This window comes from Streptomyces sp. NBC_00503 (assembly GCF_036346895.1).
Taxonomy (GTDB): Bacteria; Actinomycetota; Actinomycetes; order Streptomycetales; family Streptomycetaceae; genus Streptomyces.
In genome coordinates, this window is record NZ_CP107855.1 from 737,755 (window position 1) to 756,341 (window position 18,587).

Genomic DNA, 18,587 nt, shown 5'->3' on the forward strand with positions numbered 1-18,587 from the left:
GCGGCCGACCACGGGGCGCGTGTGGGGCGGTCGGAGACCGGTCAGCCCTGGGTGGGGCCGGCGGTGGTGTTGAGCCAGGTCCATTCGGACCAGGTGGAGAAGCCGGTCTGCCATGTGTGGAAGGTGCCGGTCTGGTTGGTGCCGAAGACTTCCATCCGACCGTCGGCGTTGGTGACCGCCGTGACCTCGGTGCCGCCGCCGCCGAAGGCGTCCCAGTCGCCGTACGCCCCGTTGACGGCGCGCTGCCAGGTGTGCATGGCCGTACTGCCGTTCATGGCGAAGACCTCGACCCGGCCGTCCGGTGTGCGCTCGCTGCTGAGTTGCGCGTCGGCGGGACCGCCCATCCCCTCCCAGTTCGACCAACTGGCCGCATCGGTCTGGTACTTGTGGAACACGCCGACCGGGCCGGAGGCGAACACCTCCAGTCGGCCGTCGGCATTGTGGTCGACGGTGAGGTCGTGGCCGCCGCCTCCGAAGGTCGCCCACGGAGACCAGCCGCCGTTGAGGGCCGTCTGGTAGGCGTGCTGGAAGGTGTCGGCGCCCAGGGCGAACACCTCCAGGCGGCCGTCGGGCGACTTCTCCATCTCCACCCGGCTGTCGGCCGGGCCGCCGCCGGTGGCCTCCCACTCCGACCACCCGCCATTGGGGGCGAGTTGGTACCGGTGGAAAAGGCCGACCGGACCTGAGGCGTAGACCTCGATGCGGCCGTCGGCGTTGACACCGGCCGCGGTGTCGTGGCCGCCACCGCCGAAGGTCTCCCAGTTCGACCAGCCGCCGGAGGGGGAGAGCTGCCAGCGGTGCTGGAAGGTGCTGCCCGACAGGGCGAACATCTCCAGACGCCCGTCGGCATTGGGCGCGATCGCCAGTTCGGCGTTGCCCGGCCCGCCCAGCGGTTCCCAGGCCGACCAGTTGCCGTTCACTTCCTGCTGCCAGGCGTGGTGCACCCCGTCGGCGCCGGCGGCAAACACCTCGAGCCGTCCGTCCGCCGACCGCGCCGACACCACGCGGCCCGACTCCGCGGGATGCACCGGCGGTTCGGGCCTCGGACCGCTGCCCGGGGTGCAGGGCAGGACGACGCCGCGCTCGGCCAGGTAGACCTCGGGGTCGATGCCGTAGGAGGTGGACCGGTCCCCCCAGATCCGCAGGTGGAGGTGGGAGCCGTCGACGTTGGTGCCCTCCGCGCCCATCAGGGCGATCTGCTGGCCTGCCACGACGTGGTCGCCCACGGAGACGTCGCGGCGGGACATGTGCCCGTACTCGGAGATCCGCCCGTCGGGGTGCAGCACGCGGATCCACTGGCCGTAGTCGCCGGTGTATCCGGAGATGGTTACTTCTCCATCGCCGACGGCGTAGATCGGCGTCCCGACGTCATTGGCGATGTCGACGCCGTTGTGGCCGCTGTGGAAGTGCTGGGACACCCAGCCGGTGGTCGGGCAGGCCGCGGTGAGCTCGGCGGGCCGGGCCTCGGCCGAACCCGTGGCGGCCAGCACCGACAGCGCCGAAAGGAGTACGGCAGTCGCCGCGAGGACACGGCTCAGGGGGCCGTTCACGCCTTGCGCAGCCGATCGATGATGCCATTGATGTCGTCCTGCAGCAGATCCCGGCGGACATAGTGACCGCCGCCCACCTCGTGCTGCTCATAGGGGATGCCCGCGCGGTCGAGGTTCCACTTGAACTCCCGCTGGGTGGCCAGCACCAGGGTCTCGTTGGCATAACCCTGGATGTCCTCGGGGCTGGTGCCGGCGACCAGGAAGACCCGCTTGTTCCGGTAGCTCTCGATGCGCTCGCACGGGTTGTCCGCGCTGACCCGGGCCTGGTCCCAGAAGGGCACGCCATAGACGCTGCCGCCGTTCAGTTCCACCGCGGCGGAGGAGGCGTTGGCCCAGTGGGTCACCAGGTCACCATTGCCCCCGCGCAGGTTGGCCGGGCCGGAGTGGGCGCTGACCGAGGCGAAGTGGCCCCAGTACTTGGCCGCGTACTTCAGGGCGCCGAAGCCGCCCATGGAGAACCCGGAGACGGCGCGGCCGTCGTACTCGGCGTAGGTGCGGAAGTTCGCGTCGATCCACGGGATCAGCTGCCCGATGTGGAAGTCCTCCCAGTTCCGGGCGCCGATGTTGGAGCTCACCGCGTTGGAGTACCAGCCGGCGCGCCCGCCGTCGGGCATCACGACGATGAGGTCCTTCCAGGCGGTCAGACCTCGGATGTCGTGGAACCGGTCGAAGGTGATGAAGTCCTCCAGGCCACCGTGGAGCAGGTAGAGGACGGGGTAGCGGCGCCCGCTGGTGTGGTAGCCGTCGGGGAGCAGCACGTTGACGGCCGGGGTCCAGCCGCCGATGGCGGAAGTCTGGAACCGGTAGTACCACATCCGGGGATCCTGCTCGCCGCGTTCCGTGATGTGCAGGCCGGGAATGTCACCGACGGCGGAAGCGGTCGACGCGGCGGCGAGGACTCCTGCGCCGCCCATGGCCATCGCGGCCGTGAGGCCTCCGGCGGTCTTCAGGATGTTCCTGCGGCTGGGGTGCTGCGCGCTCACTGTGTCCTCCTGGTCGGGAGCCTGACGATGCGTCCGGAAGGTAGCAGCGGTGCCCGGGCCGGGAGACCCCGGAAGATTCCGGACTGACAGGGGCGGGCGCGTCGGCTAGGCCGTCTCTTTCGGATCTTGCCGGTCGAGCCCGCGTCGTCCCGGCAAGATCCGGAAGAGACGGCCTAAGGGCTGTGGCGGGGGCATCGGGAACGGCCGGAGCCGACGCCGGCGTCATCGGGATTTCATCGCTCCTCCCTAGCGTGGCCGCGGTCAGACGAAGGCCCGGACCACAGGGGAAGGACGGCTCGATGGCGCGGAGGAGATTCAGAGCGAGGCTGCCGATGGTGGCCACGGCCGCGGTGGCGGCGGTGCTGAGCACGATGGCGGCCACCGGGGCGCCGGATCCGGGACAGGCGCCCGACAAGCCGACCATCCGTTACACCGAGTACGGAATCCCGCACATCATCGCTTCCGACTGGGCGGGACTGGGCACCGGCTACGGATACGCCGCGGCCAAGGACAACATCTGCACCTTGGCCGACACCTATCTGATGGTCAACGCCCAGCGGTCCCGCTATCTGGGGCCGGACGGCAAGACGAGTCCCGGCGAGCACCAGAACACCACCACCAATCTCAACAGCGACATCTACTTCCAACGGATGAACGACAACCGGGTGGTGGAGCGGCTGATCGACCTGCCCGCGCCGGGCGGGCCGGAGCCGGAGGTGAAGGAGGCCATTCGCGGCTACGTCCAGGGGTACAACCGGTACCTGGCCGAGACGGGCGTGGACCACATCACCGACCCGGCCTGCCGCGGCAAGGCGTGGGTGCGGCCGATCACGGAGCTGGACGTCTACCGGCACGCACACGCCGAGATCATCATGGGCACCGCGGACGTGCTGCTCGACGGCCAGGTGAACGCGGCTCCCCCGGGGGCTTCGGCCGCCGCCTCTGCCGCCGCTGCGCCGGCCTCCTCGGCTACGGAGACCGCGGCGAAGATCCGCGACGCGATGGCGGTCAACCGGCAGCAGAGCATGGGCAGCAACGCACTGGCGGTCGGCTCGCAGGGCGTGTCCGGGGGTACCAGCATGCTGCTCGCGAACCCGCACTTCCCCTGGCAAGGCAAGAACCGGATGTGGCAGAGCCAGCTGACGATCCCGGGCAGGATCAACGTCTCCGGCGCCAGCCTGCTCGGCTTCCCCGCGGTCAACATCGGGCACAACGACGATGTCGCCTGGAGCCACACCGTCGCCACGGTGGCCCCCTTCGGGCTCTTCGACGTACAGGTCGATGTGCTGAACCCGACCAACTACCTGGTCGACGGCGCCTGGGAGGCGATGACCTCACAGCAGGTCGGTGTCGACGTGCTGAACGCGGACGGCTCCATCGGCAGGGTCAACAGGACCTTGTGGGCGACCCGTTACGGCCCGATCACCAATCAGGTATTGACCGTCCCACTGCCGTGGGTGGTCAGCGCGCACGCGGTGCGCGATGCGAACATGGACAACTTGCGGGCGCTGAACACCTGGTTCCACCTCGACCAGGCCAAGGACGTCGACGAGGTGGTGAACACCCTGGAGACCACGCAGGGCGTCCCCTTCTTCAACACCGTCGCCTCCGACCGCAAGGGCAACGCCCTGTACGCGGACATCCAGGCCACCCCGAACATCACCGACGAGCACGCCCAGTCGTGCCTGACCCTGACCGGCCAGGCTCTGTTCAATCAGGTGCTGCGGCTGCCGAACGTGCCGCCGGTCTCCATCTTCGACGGCAAACGCAGCGCGTGCGACTGGCCCACCGATCCGAACGCGGTGGCCCCGGGGCTGCTGGACCCGCACAAGCAGCCGCGGCTGATCCGCAAGGACTTCGTCGGCAACGCCAATGACAGCGCCTGGCTGGCCAACCCCGAGCAACCACTGTCCTTCCCGCGAGTGATGGGCGACACGGCGGCGCCCCGGTCGCTGCGCACCCAGGAGTTGATCCTGACCGCGCAGAAGCGGATCAACGGCACCGACGGCCTGCCCGGCCGGGGGTTCACGCCGGAGAACATGCGGCAGCTGCTGTTCGCCGACAACAGCCGGGCCGCCGATCTGGCCCTCGACGCCACGGTGGCGATGTGCCGGGCCCAGCCCTTCGGTCTCATCCTGGTGGACGGCCAGCTGGTCAACGTGAGCGAGGCGTGCCCGATCCTGGCCGCCTGGAAGAGCCACGACTTCACGGCCGACAGCCGGGGTTCCTGGCTGTTCGAGAACTACTGGTACGCCCTGCTCGGCGGCCAGTCGGTGGAAAAGCTGCCGTGGCGGATCCCCTTCGACCCCAACGATCCGGTGCACACCCCCAATTCGCTGGACTCCGGGGGCTCCGCCGTCCGCGACGCGTTCGGCCGGACGGTCATCGCCTTCCGCAACGCGGGGATTCCGCTGAACGCGGCGTTGTCGGACGTACAGAAGATCACGCGCAACGGCGAGCAGATCCCGATCCACGGGGCGGTCCACGAGCTGGGCGTGCTGAACGTGGTCACCCCCGGCTCGGTCGACGGCAAGATGGACATCACCTTCGGCTCCAGCTTCGTCCAGCAGGTGCTGTTCACCGCCGACGGTCCGCCGCAGACCTCTTCCGTACTGACCTACTCCCAGTCGGCCAACCCGAATTCACCGCACTACGCCGACCAGACCAAGTTGTTCTCGGCCGGCCAGTGGGTGGCCGAGCGGTTCACCGAGGAGCAGATCGCGGCCTCGCCGGCATTGGAGGTCAAGGTCCTGAACTGAGACCGAAGGTCCTGAACCGGGACCGGTCTCCCGATCGGTCCCGCACCCGCGCAACGACAAGGCTCACGAGGGAGCACGCTGTGACGAGGACATCGAGTCGGTGGCGAATGGTGGTGGCCCTGATGGCCGCCGTAGTGGGAATGGCGCTGCCTGCCGGTTCGGCACAGGCCGCCGAAGGCACCGAACCGCCGAGGATGACGGACGGGTTCGGCCTGACCCAGGTCGACACGACGGTGGGCGGTCCCACCAACTTCTACATCACCGTGACCACACCTGAGGTCTCGGGCAAGCACCACATCAAGATCATCCTGCCGAGCGGTTACTACGACGACCCGGCCAGGCGCTACCCGGTGCTGTACTTCCTGCACGGTTCGCCCGACGACCCGATCCAGCAGAACTACCCGGCGCTGACCACCTCGAACGAGATGATCACCGTCATCCCGGACGGGGGTGCCCGGGGCTGGTACGCCAACTGGCTCAACCAGAGGACCGCGGCCGGTGCCCAGAACTGGGAGAACTTCCACCTCAAGCAGGTGATTCCGTTCATCGACGCGAACCTGCGGACCATCGCCGCCAAGAAGGCCAGGGCCGTCGCCGGTGTCTCCATGGGCGGGTTCGGGGCCCTGCACTACGCCCAGGTCCGCCCCGACCTGTTCGGCCAGACCGCGTCCCTGTCGGGTGACATCGACCTGTCGGTCCGGTCCATGGACCTGCGGATGGCCGTCGTCGCCTCCCTCGTCGGCTACTCCCCCGGCGTGGACAGTGACGCCGCGTTCGGCTCGCCCTACCCGGTGTTCAACGCCGACTGGAGGTTCAACGAGGTGGACCCGGCGGCGCACATGGACAAGCTCGCTGGAGTCGGGGTCTCCATCTACGTGGGCAACGGACGCGGAGACGCCACCGACCTGGAGTTCTGGGTGGAGAGCGCGTCCAAGCACGTCAAGGACAGCATGGACGCCCTGCGCATGCCCTACCACTACGTGGACTACGGCGACGGTGCCGGCTGGGGCACCAACTGCAACGGCGGCCACAACGCCTGGTGCTGGGAAGCGGACCTCCAGGACCTGATTCCCCGGCTGGAACGGTCCTTCGCCTCCTGACCGCGCGGCGCCGGGCCGCCCCGATCCGGTGGCGGCCCGGTCACCACGGAGGCGCGGTCACCACGGTGGCGCGGTCACCACGGAGACCCGGTCACCTCGGCGCCGCGGTGAGGCCGAGGCCCGCTTCGTCCCCGCGCAGGACCAACTGGCGCGTCCGCTGCAGCAGCCGGCCCGGAGGAACGCCGAGTTCGTCGGCCAGGCGACGGCGGGCCCGGTCGAACACGGTCAGCGCGTCGGCCCGTCGGCCGCTGAGGTACAGCGCCCGCATCAGCAGCGCGGCCACCGGCTCGTGCAGGGGGTGGGCCGCGGACAGGGCGAACAGTTCGGCGACCGCTTCGGAGTGCTGCCCCAGCCGCAGCTGCCACTCCAGCTTCCGCTGCGCGATGGTGATCCGGCGCTCGGTGAGCCGCAACCGCTCCAGCTCGGCGAGCGGCCCGGGCAGGCCGGCCAGGGGCTCCCCGCGGAACAGGTCCAGCGCCTGCGAACACAGGCGGACCGCCTCCGCCGGTTCTCCCGCCCGGTCGGCCGTCGCGATGTCGGTGACCAGCTCCTCCATGCGGGACACGTCCACGTCGACCAGGCCGGAGACCAGCCGGTAGCCGAACCGGTCGTGCTCGATCACCGCGTCGGGGCGGCCGTCCCCGGCGCGCAGGGTCCTGCGCAGCCGGTAGATGTACACCGGCACCACGTTCGTGACCGGCGAGTCCGTCCCCCATACTCCGTCCAGCAGTTCCTGCTGACCGACCGTGCGGCCCGCGCACAGCGCGAGCGCCGCCAGAACGGCTTGCTGGCGCAGGTGCCCCAGCTTCAGCGGCCGCCCGTCCTGCCATGCCTGCAGCGGTCCGAGCAGGGAAATCTGCATCGTCGGTCCGGCATCCCGGCGGGTGGGGGCCCGCGGCGCCGGGCTCGCAGCCTGCGTACGCGGGCCGCTGCCGGGGACGACCAGGCCGCTGTCGAAGGCGTGGACGATGGCGGCGGCCCGGTCGCGCAGCGCGAGTTTCACGAGGACCCGCGCGAGGTGTCCGGCGACGGCGTCCTCGGAAAGGGCGAGAGCGGCAGCTATCTCGTCGTCCCGCAGGCCGCAGCCGACCGCGTGGAGCACCTTGCGCTCCTGGTGCCCGAGCGCAGTGGCGATCGGTCGGCAGGTGGTGGCGGTCGTCGGCATCGCTGCTCCCCCGGGCTCCGGGCTGATCGGTTCGGTCGGTCGGTTCCGCAGGTCTGGCGGAAGCCGTCGACAAAGTAGGGGGGAGAGCACCGGGCGGGGCATCCGGAACGATCCGGAGTGACAGACGCGAAGCCCCCGGCATCCCTGCACCGCGCCGCCCCCGCGGCGTAGGACGGTCCGCCATCTGCCCTGCCAGTCAAGGGAGTTGCCGATTCCATCGGCATTTCATCGGTGCGCCCTACTGTCGGCCGCCGACGACGGGAGAGGTTCCGGTGACGACTTTAAGATCATGGTGCGGCAGAGTGCTCCTGCTGCTGATAGCCGGCGCGGCCGCCATCGCCGCGACCGCGCCCACTGCCGCGATGGCGGCCGTCTCATCCGACCGCGGCGGCCCGATCACCCGTAGCGAGGTGATCTGGCGGGCCCAGTACTGGATGGACCAGCATCCCCCGTACAACCAGCAGGGGTCCGCACCCGACGCCGGCGGCGATTTCCGCTACCGCACCGACTGTTCCGGTTACGTCTCCATGGCGTGGCATCTGAACGCGAGCCCGAATACCCAAGGGCTGCCCGGCTATTCGCACGAGATCGCGCGGGACGAGTTGCGCGCAGGGGACATTCTCAATTCTTTCTACGACCACACCCTGATCTTCCACAAGTGGGAGGACGATCACGGCGGGTTCTCCTACTACAGCTTCGGCGGAGGCTCCAGCGGCGTAGAGCCTCCGGGGCACTTCCGCACGAACATCAACAACGCCACGATCGACGGTCACCCCAACGGCGACTACAAGGCACTCCGGTACGACAACATCGTCGAGGAGTCCGCGACGCGGCCGCACCCGTACGCCCCGGGCCGGGTGACCTCGGGGCGGTCTGCGGACGGGCGGCTGGAGGCCTTCGCCGCCGGAGCGGACGGCGTGTACCACTCCTGGCAGACCGCGGTGAACGGCGCCTGGTCGCAGTGGCGGTTCGAAGGCGGACCCCGCAACGCACAGCTCTCCGTAGCAGCGAATGCCGACGGACGACTCGAGGTCTTCGCCCTCTCCGACGCCACCTTCGACCACATGTGGCAGACAGCGGTGAACGGCTCCTGGTCCACCTGGGCCAACTTCGGCGGCGGCGGATACCGACTCGCCACCGGCAACAACGCCGACGGCCGCATCGAAGTCTTCGCCTCCAACACCAACGGAGTCTTCCACCGCTGGCAGACCGCACCCAGCGGCAACTGGGCCAACTGGGAAGGCACCGGCGGCAGTCCGGCCACCTCACGCCTCACCCTCGAAACCGCACCCGACGGACGCCTCGAAGTCTTCGCCCTCTCCGACACCACCTTCCAGCACCTCTACCAGACCGGAGTCAACGGCGCCTGGTCCGCCTGGGAGAACTTCGGCGGCGGCGGACACGACCTCACCGTCAATCACAACACCGATGGACGGCTGGAGGTCTTCGCCTCCAACGCCAACGGCGTCTTCCACCGCTGGCAGACCAGCCTTTCCGCCTGGTCCGGCTGGGAGGGGATGAACGGCCCGGCGAACTCCGAGCTGACGTCGGACCGTTCGGCGGACGGCCGGGTCGAGGTGTTCGCGATCAACGGAAGCACCGCCGCCCACATCTGGCAGACCGATCCGAACGCCCCCTATTCGGCTTGGGAAAACTTCGGCGGTGGCGGCACCGAAATCACCGTCGGCCACAACGCCGACGGGCGCATCGAAGTCTTCGCCACGAGCAGCGCCGGCGTCTTCCACCGCTGGCAGACCGGGTTTTCCGCCTGGTCCGAATGGGGCTGGGTGGGCACTACCGCAGGGCCGGGAATTGCGTGAACTCCGCACATTTCACTTCACGACAGAAGGGCAGACAATGGCGATGAATGGTTTACGCCGCGTGTTCACCAGACTGGCCTTCGTGGCCGGGATCTGGGCGTTGGTCGTCGGGATGACCGCCTCGGTCGCTGCCGCCGCACACGCGCCCGTTCCGGTTCCGGTTCCGGGCAAGGACCGGTCCGGCGTCTCCCGGTATTTCAGCGGCCCGCAGGGCTTCGCCATTCCGACCGTGCCGTGTGATCCGGCCGGCCCGTCGGCCGCCGACGGCATCATGGCCGACCAGCTCAACCCGCAGTTGCACGCGAAGATGGCCGGCTACATGGACGCCTACAAGGTGTCCTGCGTGCGGATGGTCACGCAGGCGGTCAAGGACCGGGGCCTCAACCAGAGGGCCGCGGCCATCGCGATCGCCACGATCATCGTGGAGTCCAGCGTCAACAACTACGCCCAGGCCGTCGACTACACCAGCCTCGGGCTGTTCCAGCAGCAGGACTGGTGGGGTACCCGCGAGGAGCGACTGAACCCGGCCCACGCCACCAACGCCTTCTTCGACGAGGTGGAACGGATGTATCCGGGCGGCTCGTGGAACAACGAGGCGATCGGCGAGGTGTGCTGGCACGTCCAGCGACCGCGCGAGGACCTGCGCGGCCTCTACGCCGTCGAGGCGGATGACGCGGTGGTCATGGCCAACGCGCTGTGGTCCGGTACGAGTTCGGGCCCCAAGCACCCGTACGGCGCCGGTCGGGTGGTGTCCGGGCGGTCTGCGGACGGGCGGCTCGAGGCCTTCGCCGCCGGTGCCGACGGTGTGTACCACTCCTGGCAGACCGCGGTGAACGGCGCCTGGTCGCAGTGGCGGTTCGAAGGCGGACCCCGCAACGCGCAACTCTCCGTGGCCGCCAACGCCGACGGACGACTCGAGGTCTTCGCCCTCTCCGACAGCACCTTCGACCACATGTGGCAGACAGCGGTGAACGGCGCCTGGTCCACCTGGGCCAACTTCGGCGGCGGCGGATACCGACTCGCCACCGGCAACAACGCCGACGGCCGCATCGAAGTCTTCGCCTCCAACACCACCGGCGTCTTCCACCGCTGGCAGACCGCACCCAGCGGCAACTGGGCCAACTGGGAAGGCACCGGCGGCAGTCCGGCCACCTCACGCCTCGCCCTCGAAACCGCACCCGACGGACGCCTCGAAGTCTTCGCCCTCTCCGACACCACCTTCCAGCACCTCTACCAGACCGGAGTCAACGGCGCCTGGTCCGCCTGGGAGAACTTCGGCGGCGGCGGACACGACCTCACGGCCGGCTACAACCAGGACGGCAGGCTGGAGGTGTTCGCCTCCAACGCCACCGGTGTGTTCCACCGTTGGCAGACCAGCCCGACCTCGTGGTCGGAGTGGGCGGGTATGGGCGGGATCTCCAACGCCGAGCTGACCCTCTCGCGGTCGGCCGACGGCCGGGTCGAGGTCTTCGCGATCAATGCCACCGCCGCGAGCCACGCCTGGCAGACCCGCCCGAACGCGCCGTACTCGGAGTGGGATACCTTCGGCGGCGGCGGTACCGAGATCGCCACGGGCAACGACGCCGACGGGCGCATCGAAGTCTTCGCGACCAGCAGCGCCGGTATCTACCACAAGTGGCAAACCGGCTTTGCCACTTGGTCGGACTGGGCCTGGCTGAACAATTCCGGACCGGCGATCAACTAGCCGCTCCTACGGGGATCCGATCCGCGGACGGGAGCTCCGAAGGGCGCCCGCCGTCGTCCCGCCGACCGCACCCGCGGCAGGCGCCGGACGGAGGCGGGCGTTCGGCGCTCCTCCACGGCCTCACACGTCGGTGCTCCGGGCGTCCTTGTCGTGGGGCGATAACACGCCAGAGACTTGCTCACCTACGGTAGTTGCAGACCAAACCAGCACAGTAGTCAGCACCGCCTACCCAGAAGAGCTCTGACTCTGCGATTCCGACAGGGCTTCACGACCCTATTCCGGAGGGGATGAGAGGCAAGGGTCAGGTCATGTGGTGCCTGGAAGTGGTGTACATGGTCTCCCCCGCAGCCGCCCCGAAGGCCCCGTCAGGCATCAGACGGATCGTCGCCGCCAGAGAACTTGATCTTGGCCTGCTGAGTGCCTGACGCTGTCGGGGATCTTGGCGATGACGGTCGGCCATGCCCTCGACATCTCAATCTCCAAGATCCCCGACCTCGTCACCCGCGATCAGCTCTGCGTCTCCTCGCGGCGTCCCATAGCGGCCGCATCGGGTATGACGAGCAGCTTGCCGGTGGTACGCCGAGCCTCCAGATCGCTGTGGGCCTGGGCCGCCTCGGACAATGCGTAGCGGCCCGTTACGGTGACCTCAAGCGCCTTGGAGCGCACCCACTCGAACACATCGGCGGCCCGTCGGAGCAGTTCGGACCGATCGGCGATGAAGTCCCCGAGGCTGGGCCGGATCAGGGTCAGCGAACCGCCGTGGGCGAGCCGAATCGGATCAAACGGCGGCACGGCACCACTTGCCGCGCCGAAGAGCACGAGATGGCCGCGGGTTCGCAGGCTGGCGAGGCTCGCATCGAAGGTGTGCGCGCCGACACCGTCGAAGACAACCGGCAGTCCCTGACCGCCGTTGAGCCGCCTCACCTCGGCTGCGAGATCGTCGACTGCGGAGGAAAGGATCACCTCAGCGGCCCCGGCACGCTTCGCCAGCTCGGCCTTCGCCGTGGTCGACGTCGTGCCGATCACCCTGCCGCCGAGATGGGTGATGAGCTGGGTCAAAAGCAGCCCCATGCCACCAGCAGCCGCATGCACGAGCACCGTGTCGCCCCCCTGAACCGGGTAGGCGTCCTTGATGAGATAGTGCGCGGTCATGCCTTGGAGGAGCACGGCGGCGGCTGTCTCGAAGCCGATGTCGTCGGGCAGCGGCACCAGCCGGGAGGAGTCCACGACGGCCCGCTCGGCATACGTGCCGGGAATCTCCACCCAACCGACCCGGTCCCCGACTGCGACGTCAGCGACGCCGGGTCCAACTTCGACGACCGTGCCGGCGCCCTCAGCGCCCGGGGTGAAGGGCAGCGGAAGGCTGTACCGGCCTTCGCGGTGGTAGACGTCGAGGAAGTTGACCCCGGATGCGGCGACCTCCACGACCGCCTCGCCCGGACCCGGCCGCGGCTGGTCCACATTGACCTCCTGCAGCACCTCGGGACCGCCCACTTCGTACACCTGAATCGCTCGCATGACCCTCCAATAACGGCTCGTCCCCCACCAACCCCGTTGATGGCTCGTCCCCCACCAACCCCGTTGATGGCGATCCGATTCCCGGCAAGCATTCCAGCCCGCCGCTTCCGCACCGCCGTAGGTCCGCTCCGCCGCCCACGCCGCCTCCTCCCGCGTCGGCGCGAAGAACAGATGCAGCTCATGCGCACTGACCAGCCGCTTGAACCGCGGATACGCAGTCCGCCCGATCGAAGGCATCCCGTACCGGTGGCGCCAGGGTCTGCCTTCAATCGGTCGACCACCTCGTCGGCCTCGGTTCCGGCGGTGCTTCCCTGCGGCAGACACTCCCACTACCGCGTTCGCCGGGAGGTCGCTCAGATACTTGGACACCCACTCCGCCGCGAAGACGAGCTCGTCCCAGTTGGGGCCGCCGCGCCCGTGGCGTGTGGTGTGGCCCTCGGATTCGGCAGGCCGTACCTCACCGGGCTGCTGACCACCGGTAGCGAGTATGGGAAGGGATCCGCGTCGACGGCATTACTCCGTCTCGTCCGCCGAGCGGTCGGACAAGGCCGCGCGGCCGGCTTCGAGGCGGGCGACGGGGACCCGGAACGGTGAGCAGGAGACGTAGTCAAGGCCTGCGTTGTGGAAAAAGTGCACGGAGGCCGGGTCTCCCCCGTGTTCCCCGCAGACGCCGATCTTGAGGTCGGGCCGAGCGGCGCGGCCTTCGCGGACCGCGATCTCCACCAGGCGTCCGACGCCTTCCCGGTCGATCGTCTCGAACGGGGAGGTCGGAAAGATGCCCTTGTCGAGGTAGGCGGAGAAGAACGCCGCTTCGACGTCGTCGCGGGAGAAACCCCAAGTGGTCTGTGTCAGGTCGTTCGTTCCGAAGGAGAAGAACTCCGCCTCCGTGGCGATACGGCCGGCCGTCAGGGCAGCCCTGGGCAGTTCGATCATGGTTCCGACCGGGCACTCCACCGTCACGCCCGTCTCCTGTGCCACCGTGGACAGCACCGCCGCCACCTCCTCCTTCACCAGGTGGAGCTCCTCGACCGCCCCGACGAGCGGGACCATGATCTCGGCTCGGGGATCGCCACCCGCCCGCTTGCGCGCCACGACGGCCTCGGCGATCGCACGCACCTGCATGGCGACCAGTCCCGGTACCACCAGGCCCAGCCGGACCCCTCGCAGGCCGAGCATGGGGTTCTCCTCATGCGTACGCGTGACGGCGGCCAGCAGCTCCCGGTCACGCGGAGTGGCCGCCCGGCCGAGCGCTTCATCCCGGGCCAGGCGTACGGCCAGCTCCGTGCGGTCCGGCAGGAACTCGTGCAGGGGCGGGTCGAGCAGCCGGATGGTGACCGGCAGGCCGTCCATGGCGGCGAGGATGCCGGTGAAGTCTTCGCGCTGCAAGGGCAGGAGTACGGCGAGCGCCGCGTCCCGTTCCGCGTCGGTGCGGGCCAGGATCATGTCCTCCACCAGCGGACGACGGTCGCCGAGGAACATGTGCTCGGTGCGGCAGAGGCCGATGCCCTGCGCGCCGAAACGGCGGGCGCGGGCCGCGTCCTGCGGAGTATCGGCGTTCGCCCGCACTTCCAGCCGCCGGATGCCGTCGGCGTGCTCCATGAGCCGGTGAACTTCGGCGCAGGCTTGCTGTCCGGTGTCGTCCGACAGCTCTCCACCCTCGTCGAAGTAGCGCACGACCTCGGACTCGACCAGTGGTACGGCGCCCAGACGGACCGTGCCGTCGAAGCCGTCCACGGAGATCATCTCGCCTTCCGACACGGTTACTTCACCGGCGACGAACCGGCGCGCGTGCGGATCCACGGACAGTGCGTCGGCGCCGCAGACGCAGACCTTCCCCATGCCTCGTGCGACGACCGCCGCGTGGCTGGTCTTGCCGCCCCGGCTGGTGAGCACCGCCTGGGCGGCGAGCATGCCCGGCAGGTCATCGGGGGTGGTCTCCTGTCGTACCAGTACGACCTTCTCGCCGGCGGCAGCCCTTCGGACCGCTTCCGGGGAGTCGAACACCACGGCGCCCACTGCGGCTCCGGGCGACGCGGGTACGCCCCGTGCGATGACGGGAGTCGCGGTGTCGGTGTCGAACCTGGGGAACATCAGGCGGGCCAGTTTGGCGCCGTCGACACGACCCAGCGCTTCGTCCGCGGAGATGAGGCCCTCGTCGGCCAGTTGTGAGGCGATGCTGAAGGCGGCCTGAGCGGTGCGCTTGCCGATCCGGGTCTGGAGCATCCACAGCGTGCCGTGTTCGATGGTGAACTCGATGTCGCACAGGTCCCTGTAGTGGCTTTCCAGCTGTTCCATGTGTGCGCGCAGCTGATGGAACGAGGTCGGGTCGAGGGTGGCCAGCTCGTGCAGCGGCACGGTGTTGCGGACGCCCGAGACGACGTCCTCGCCCTGTGCGTTGGGGAGATAGTCGCCGTAGAGGCCGCGGCGGCCGGTGGCCGGGTCGCGGGTGAAGGCGACGCCGCTGCCGGAGTCCGTACCGAGGTTCCCGAACACCATCCGCTGGACGGTGACCGCCGTGCCGAGGTCATCCGCGATGTGTTCGCGCCTGCGGTAGAGGCGGGCGCGCTCGCCGTTCCACGAGGTGAAGACGGCGAGGACCGCCTCTCGTAGTTGTTCGCGCGGATCCTGCGGGAACGTGCGACCGGTCCGCTCGAGGACGAGGTCCTTGAAGGTCTCGACGATCCTGATGAGGTCGCAGGTGTCCAGCCGGGAGTCGTCCGTGACGTGATGCTGCTCCTTGACGCGCTGGAGCACACCCTCGAACAGTGCGCCGTCGACTCCCATGACGACACTTCCGAACATCTGCACGAGTCGACGGTAGGAGTCCCAGGCGAAGCGCTCCCGCTCGGGCGTCTTGCCCAGTCCCAGGACCGAGAGGTCGTTCAGGCCGATGTCGAGGATGGTCTCCATCATCCCCGGCATGGAGAACCGCGCTCCCGAGCGGACCGACAGCAGCAGCGGGTCGTCGACCTGTCCCAGCCTCTTGCCGGTGGCCCGCTCCAGCGCCGCCAGGTGTTCGCCGATCTGGCGGTCGAGGACCTCGGGCGGCTCGCCGGTGGCCAGGAAGGCGCGGCAGGCCTCGGTGGTGATGGTGAAGCCGGGCGGAACGGGCAGTCCCATGCGCGCCATCTCCGCCAGGTTGGCGCCCTTGCCGCCGAGCAGGTCGGCCATGTCACGGCTGCCCTCGGCGAAGTCGTACACGTAGGAACCCCTGGAACCCATGACTGCCACCAGCCTCCTCGGCGGAATCCTGCTCTCACTCCCACACTGGCTGACCGGCGCCACGCTCCAGAGGGGCCGGACGGCCCTTCCTGGGGACACCCGGCCCCACGCCGCAGATCCAGCGGGCGCGCGGTTCCACCTGCCGGCCCCGGAGCCGGGCGACAGCGCCGCCGGTGAGGCCGGTACCGGCCGGTAGATCCGATCAGGCCTGCTCGGTCCCGGCCTCCCTGCTCCAGGCCCGGTAGGCCTCCAGGGCCGTGGGCAGGGTCGGGTAGATGTGGCTCGCGCCCACCGAGGCGGTGAGCCCGTACGCGTCCAGGTCCTCGCGGAGCTCCTGTTTGACCCGGGCCAGAGCGAAGACGATTCCGCGGTGCTCCAGCTCTTGGCGGAGTGCGTCCACGGCGTCCAGGGCGGTGATGTCCACCTCGACGTTCGCCTCGGTGTTCAGGACGAACCATCGGACCGGAGGCTTCTGCTCGTCGACGGCGGCCAGGGCCCGGCGGCGGAAGTCCTCCGCGTTGGCGAAGAACAGCGGTGAGTCGTAGCGGTAGATCAGCAGCCCCGGAACGGTCGTCGCCGTCGGGTAGTCGTCCACGTCGTGCATGCCGGCGAGCCCGGGGACCATCCCCTCCACGGCATCGTGCGGACGCGCCACGCGGGCCAGCAGTTCCACGACGGACAGCGCCACGGCGACGAGGACGCCGTACAGGATGCCGAGGGCCAGCACGCCCAGGAGACATCCCAGGGCCAGCAGCAGTTCGCGCCGCCGGAAGGCCGCGAGGCGTCGGAACTCACTCACTTCGACCAGCCGGACAGCGGCATAGACGACGATGGCGCCGAGGACGGCGCTCGGCGTGTGGGCCAGGAGGGGGCCCAGGAAAAGCAGGACCAGCAGCACCGCGAGCGCGGCGAACAGGGAGTAGGCCTGGCTCCTGGCCTTCGAGGACTGGGCCAGGGCGGTCCGGCTGGCGCTGCTGCTGACGGGGAATCCGTGCAGGACCCCCGCTCCCAGGTTCGCCGCCCCCAGAGCGAGGAGCTCTCGATTAGGGGCCAGCGATTGCGGATCGCGGTTGGTGAAGGCTCGGGCGGTCAGGATCACGTCCGAGTATCCGACGAGGACGACGCCCAGCGCGGGGACCATCAGCCGGGGCAGGTCGCCGAGCGGTGGAAGCTCGGGCATCGGCAACCCGGAGGGTACGGCTCCGATCACGGGGATCCCGTACCTGTGGTCGAGTCCGAACGCCGCCACTACGACAGTGCCGAGGACCAGGGCGATCAGCGGACGCGGAAGGAAGCGCCAGTAGCTCGGCAGGGCGAAGAGCACGGCAAGGACGGCCACGGCCAGCCAGACGGTCGGCCAGTGGATGTGCGCGAGGTTCCGGAGGAAGGAGTACAGCTTCGGAAGGAAGCCCGCGCCTGTCGTGCGCACTCCGGTGAGCCTGGGCAGCTGGTCGACGACCATGACCAGGGCTACCCCGGCCAGGTAGCCGACGAGTACGGGCCTCGAGAGCAGATCCGCGAGGAAGCCCAGCCGCACGGCCCAGGCCGCCAGGAACAGGAGGCCGACGACCACAGCGAGGGCCGCCGCGAGCACGGCGTACCGGCCCGGGTCTCCGCCGGCGAGCGGTCCCACGGCGACGGCGGTCATCAGCGCGGTGGTCGACTCGGGTCCGACCGACAACAGCCGCGAGGAACCGATCAGGGCATAGAGCACGACGGCGGGCAGCACGGCCCAGAGTCCCGCGACCGGCGGGAGCCCGGCCACGGCGGCGTAGGCCATGACCTGCGGCACGAGATAGGCGGCGACGGTGACTCCGGCCAGCGCGTCTCGCCCGATCCAGGACCGGTCGTACCCCCGGAGGCCAGGCGGCCGTAGGGACAATCCTCCATGCACGGACATCGGTCTCCTCACTGAAGGTGCTCCCCGCAGTGTGCGTCGGCCACCCTCCGCACTTCAGCCGTTCCCGAGGGTGGCCGCATGGTCGGGTACGGCGGTCTGAAGCTCCTTGGGCGGGCGCTCATAGCCCGTGGAAGCGGGTCGGGGCGGCAGGGTCAGTGACGGCGGGGCCACGTCCTTGTAGGGGACCGAGGCGAGCAGGTGAGCGATCATGTTGAGCCTGGCGCTGCGCTTGTCGTCGCTCTCGACGACGTACCACGGGGCGTCGGCGGTGTCCGTGTGGACGAGCATCTCGTCCTTGGCCCGCGAATACGCCTCCCAGCGGGTGAGGGACTCCAGATCCATCGGAGAGAGCTTCCACCGCCGCAACGGGTCCTGCGCCCGGCGGCGGAAACGCTCCTCCTGGACCGCGTCGCTCACGGAGAACCAGTACTTGCGGAGCAGGATCCCGTCCTCGACCAGCATGCGCTCGAAGACCGGGCACTGCCGCAGGAAGCGCTGGTGCTCTGCCGGCGCGCAGAAGCCCATGACGTGTTCCACGCCGGCACGGTTGTACCAACTGCGGTCGAACAGGACGATCTCACCGGCTGCGGGCAGATGTTCGACGTACCGCTGGAAGTACCACTGTGTGCGCTCGCGCTCCGTGGGAGTGGGCAGGGCCGCGATGCGTGCGACGCGTGGGTTGAGGTGTTCGGCGACGCGCTTGATCGTGCCTCCCTTGCCCGCCGCGTCACGGCCCTCGAAGACGACGACGAGGCGGGCGCCTTCCGCCCGCGCCCACTCCTGAAGCTTGACCAATTCCGTCTGGAGCCGTAACAGCTCGCTCTCGTACGCCGCCTTCTTGAGACCCATGGCCGTCCCCTCTCGT

Annotated in this window: 12 protein-coding genes; 5 read left to right on the forward strand and 7 right to left on the reverse strand. The window is 69.3% G+C overall.

The window, feature by feature from the left end; translation table 11 throughout:
* Window positions 1-41: 41 nt before the first annotated feature.
* Together OG490_RS03400 and OG490_RS03405 are read right to left on the reverse strand one after the other, a co-directional pair.
* Entirely contained in the window at window positions 42-1,550 is a 1,509-nt protein-coding gene (locus tag OG490_RS03400; RefSeq protein WP_330294786.1) for a peptidoglycan DD-metalloendopeptidase family protein, read from the reverse strand.
* A complete protein-coding gene (locus OG490_RS03405) occupies window positions 1,547-2,533 on the reverse strand; it encodes an alpha/beta hydrolase-fold protein (RefSeq protein ID WP_330294787.1) in 987 nt (328 codons plus the stop codon). The genes OG490_RS03400 and OG490_RS03405 overlap by 4 nt, the downstream gene beginning before the upstream one ends.
* A gap of 299 nt (window positions 2,534-2,832) precedes the next feature.
* On the opposite strand from OG490_RS03405, the gene OG490_RS03410 reads away from it, so the two are divergent.
* Window positions 2,833-5,292: a penicillin acylase family protein gene (locus OG490_RS03410; protein WP_330294788.1), complete on the forward strand. Its 2,460-nt coding sequence runs from the start codon at window positions 2,833-2,835 to the stop codon at window positions 5,290-5,292.
* A gap of 80 nt (window positions 5,293-5,372) precedes the next feature.
* Window positions 5,373-6,392, forward strand: coding sequence for an alpha/beta hydrolase (locus tag OG490_RS03415; RefSeq protein WP_330294789.1), 1,020 nt, complete (start codon window positions 5,373-5,375; stop codon window positions 6,390-6,392).
* A 91-nt stretch (window positions 6,393-6,483) separates the two neighbouring features.
* Here OG490_RS03415 and OG490_RS03420 read toward each other — a convergent pair whose 3' ends face one another.
* Complete coding sequence (locus OG490_RS03420) at window positions 6,484-7,557, reverse strand: BTAD domain-containing putative transcriptional regulator (protein WP_330294790.1); 1,074 nt, start codon at window positions 7,555-7,557, stop codon at window positions 6,484-6,486.
* A gap of 302 nt (window positions 7,558-7,859) precedes the next feature.
* Here OG490_RS03420 and OG490_RS03425 point away from each other — a divergent pair, with 302 nt between their 5' ends.
* Window positions 7,860-9,377 (forward strand): hypothetical protein, encoded by a 1,518-nt coding sequence (locus tag OG490_RS03425; protein ID WP_443065741.1) that lies wholly within the window; start codon window positions 7,860-7,862, stop codon window positions 9,375-9,377.
* Between the two features lie 37 nt (window positions 9,378-9,414).
* Window positions 9,415-11,082 carry a peptidase M23 gene (locus OG490_RS03430; protein ID WP_330294791.1) on the forward strand — a complete coding sequence of 556 codons (1,668 nt, stop codon included), beginning with the start codon at window positions 9,415-9,417 and terminating at the stop codon, window positions 11,080-11,082.
* A gap of 507 nt (window positions 11,083-11,589) precedes the next feature.
* On the opposite strand, the gene OG490_RS03435 is transcribed toward OG490_RS03430, so the two are convergent.
* A complete protein-coding gene (locus OG490_RS03435) occupies window positions 11,590-12,600 on the reverse strand; it encodes a quinone oxidoreductase family protein (protein ID WP_330294792.1) in 1,011 nt (336 codons plus the stop codon).
* Between the two features lie 513 nt (window positions 12,601-13,113).
* A complete protein-coding gene (gene ppdK / locus OG490_RS03440; RefSeq protein WP_330294793.1) occupies window positions 13,114-15,822 on the reverse strand; it encodes a pyruvate, phosphate dikinase in 2,709 nt (902 codons plus the stop codon).
* Here ppdK and OG490_RS03445 point away from each other — a divergent pair.
* Entirely contained in the window at window positions 15,821-16,018 is a 198-nt protein-coding gene (locus OG490_RS03445; protein ID WP_330294794.1) for a hypothetical protein, read from the forward strand. The two genes, ppdK and OG490_RS03445, sit on opposite strands and share 2 nt — an antisense overlap.
* 6 nt (window positions 16,019-16,024) lie before the next feature.
* Here the strand turns inward: OG490_RS03445 and OG490_RS03450 are convergent, their stop codons facing one another.
* Both OG490_RS03450 and ppk2 read right to left on the reverse strand, forming a co-directional pair.
* A complete protein-coding gene (locus OG490_RS03450; RefSeq protein ID WP_330294795.1) occupies window positions 16,025-17,722 on the reverse strand; it encodes a SulP family inorganic anion transporter in 1,698 nt (565 codons plus the stop codon).
* A 54-nt stretch (window positions 17,723-17,776) separates the two neighbouring features.
* Window positions 17,777-18,571, reverse strand: a complete 795-nt coding sequence (ppk2, locus tag OG490_RS03455; RefSeq protein WP_330294796.1) for a polyphosphate kinase 2 — start codon at window positions 18,569-18,571, stop codon at window positions 17,777-17,779.
* Window positions 18,572-18,587 lie beyond the last annotated feature (16 nt).

Coding starts and splice junctions, on each gene's coding strand:
- OG490_RS03435 (WP_330294792.1), bottom strand. CDS start 12,600: ATGCGAGCGATTCAGGTGTACGAAGTGGGCGGTCCCGAGGTGCTGCAG.
- OG490_RS03410 (WP_330294788.1), top strand. CDS start 2,833: ATGGCGCGGAGGAGATTCAGAGCGAGGCTGCCGATGGTGGCCACGGCC.
- OG490_RS03420 (WP_330294790.1), bottom strand. CDS start 7,557: ATGCCGACGACCGCCACCACCTGCCGACCGATCGCCACTGCGCTCGGG.
- OG490_RS03445 (WP_330294794.1), top strand. CDS start 15,821: ATGACTGCCACCAGCCTCCTCGGCGGAATCCTGCTCTCACTCCCACAC.
- ppdK (WP_330294793.1), bottom strand. CDS start 15,822: ATGGGTTCCAGGGGTTCCTACGTGTACGACTTCGCCGAGGGCAGCCGT.
- ppk2 (WP_330294796.1), bottom strand. CDS start 18,571: ATGGGTCTCAAGAAGGCGGCGTACGAGAGCGAGCTGTTACGGCTCCAG.
- OG490_RS03430 (WP_330294791.1), top strand. CDS start 9,415: ATGGCGATGAATGGTTTACGCCGCGTGTTCACCAGACTGGCCTTCGTG.
- OG490_RS03450 (WP_330294795.1), bottom strand. CDS start 17,722: ATGTCCGTGCATGGAGGATTGTCCCTACGGCCGCCTGGCCTCCGGGGG.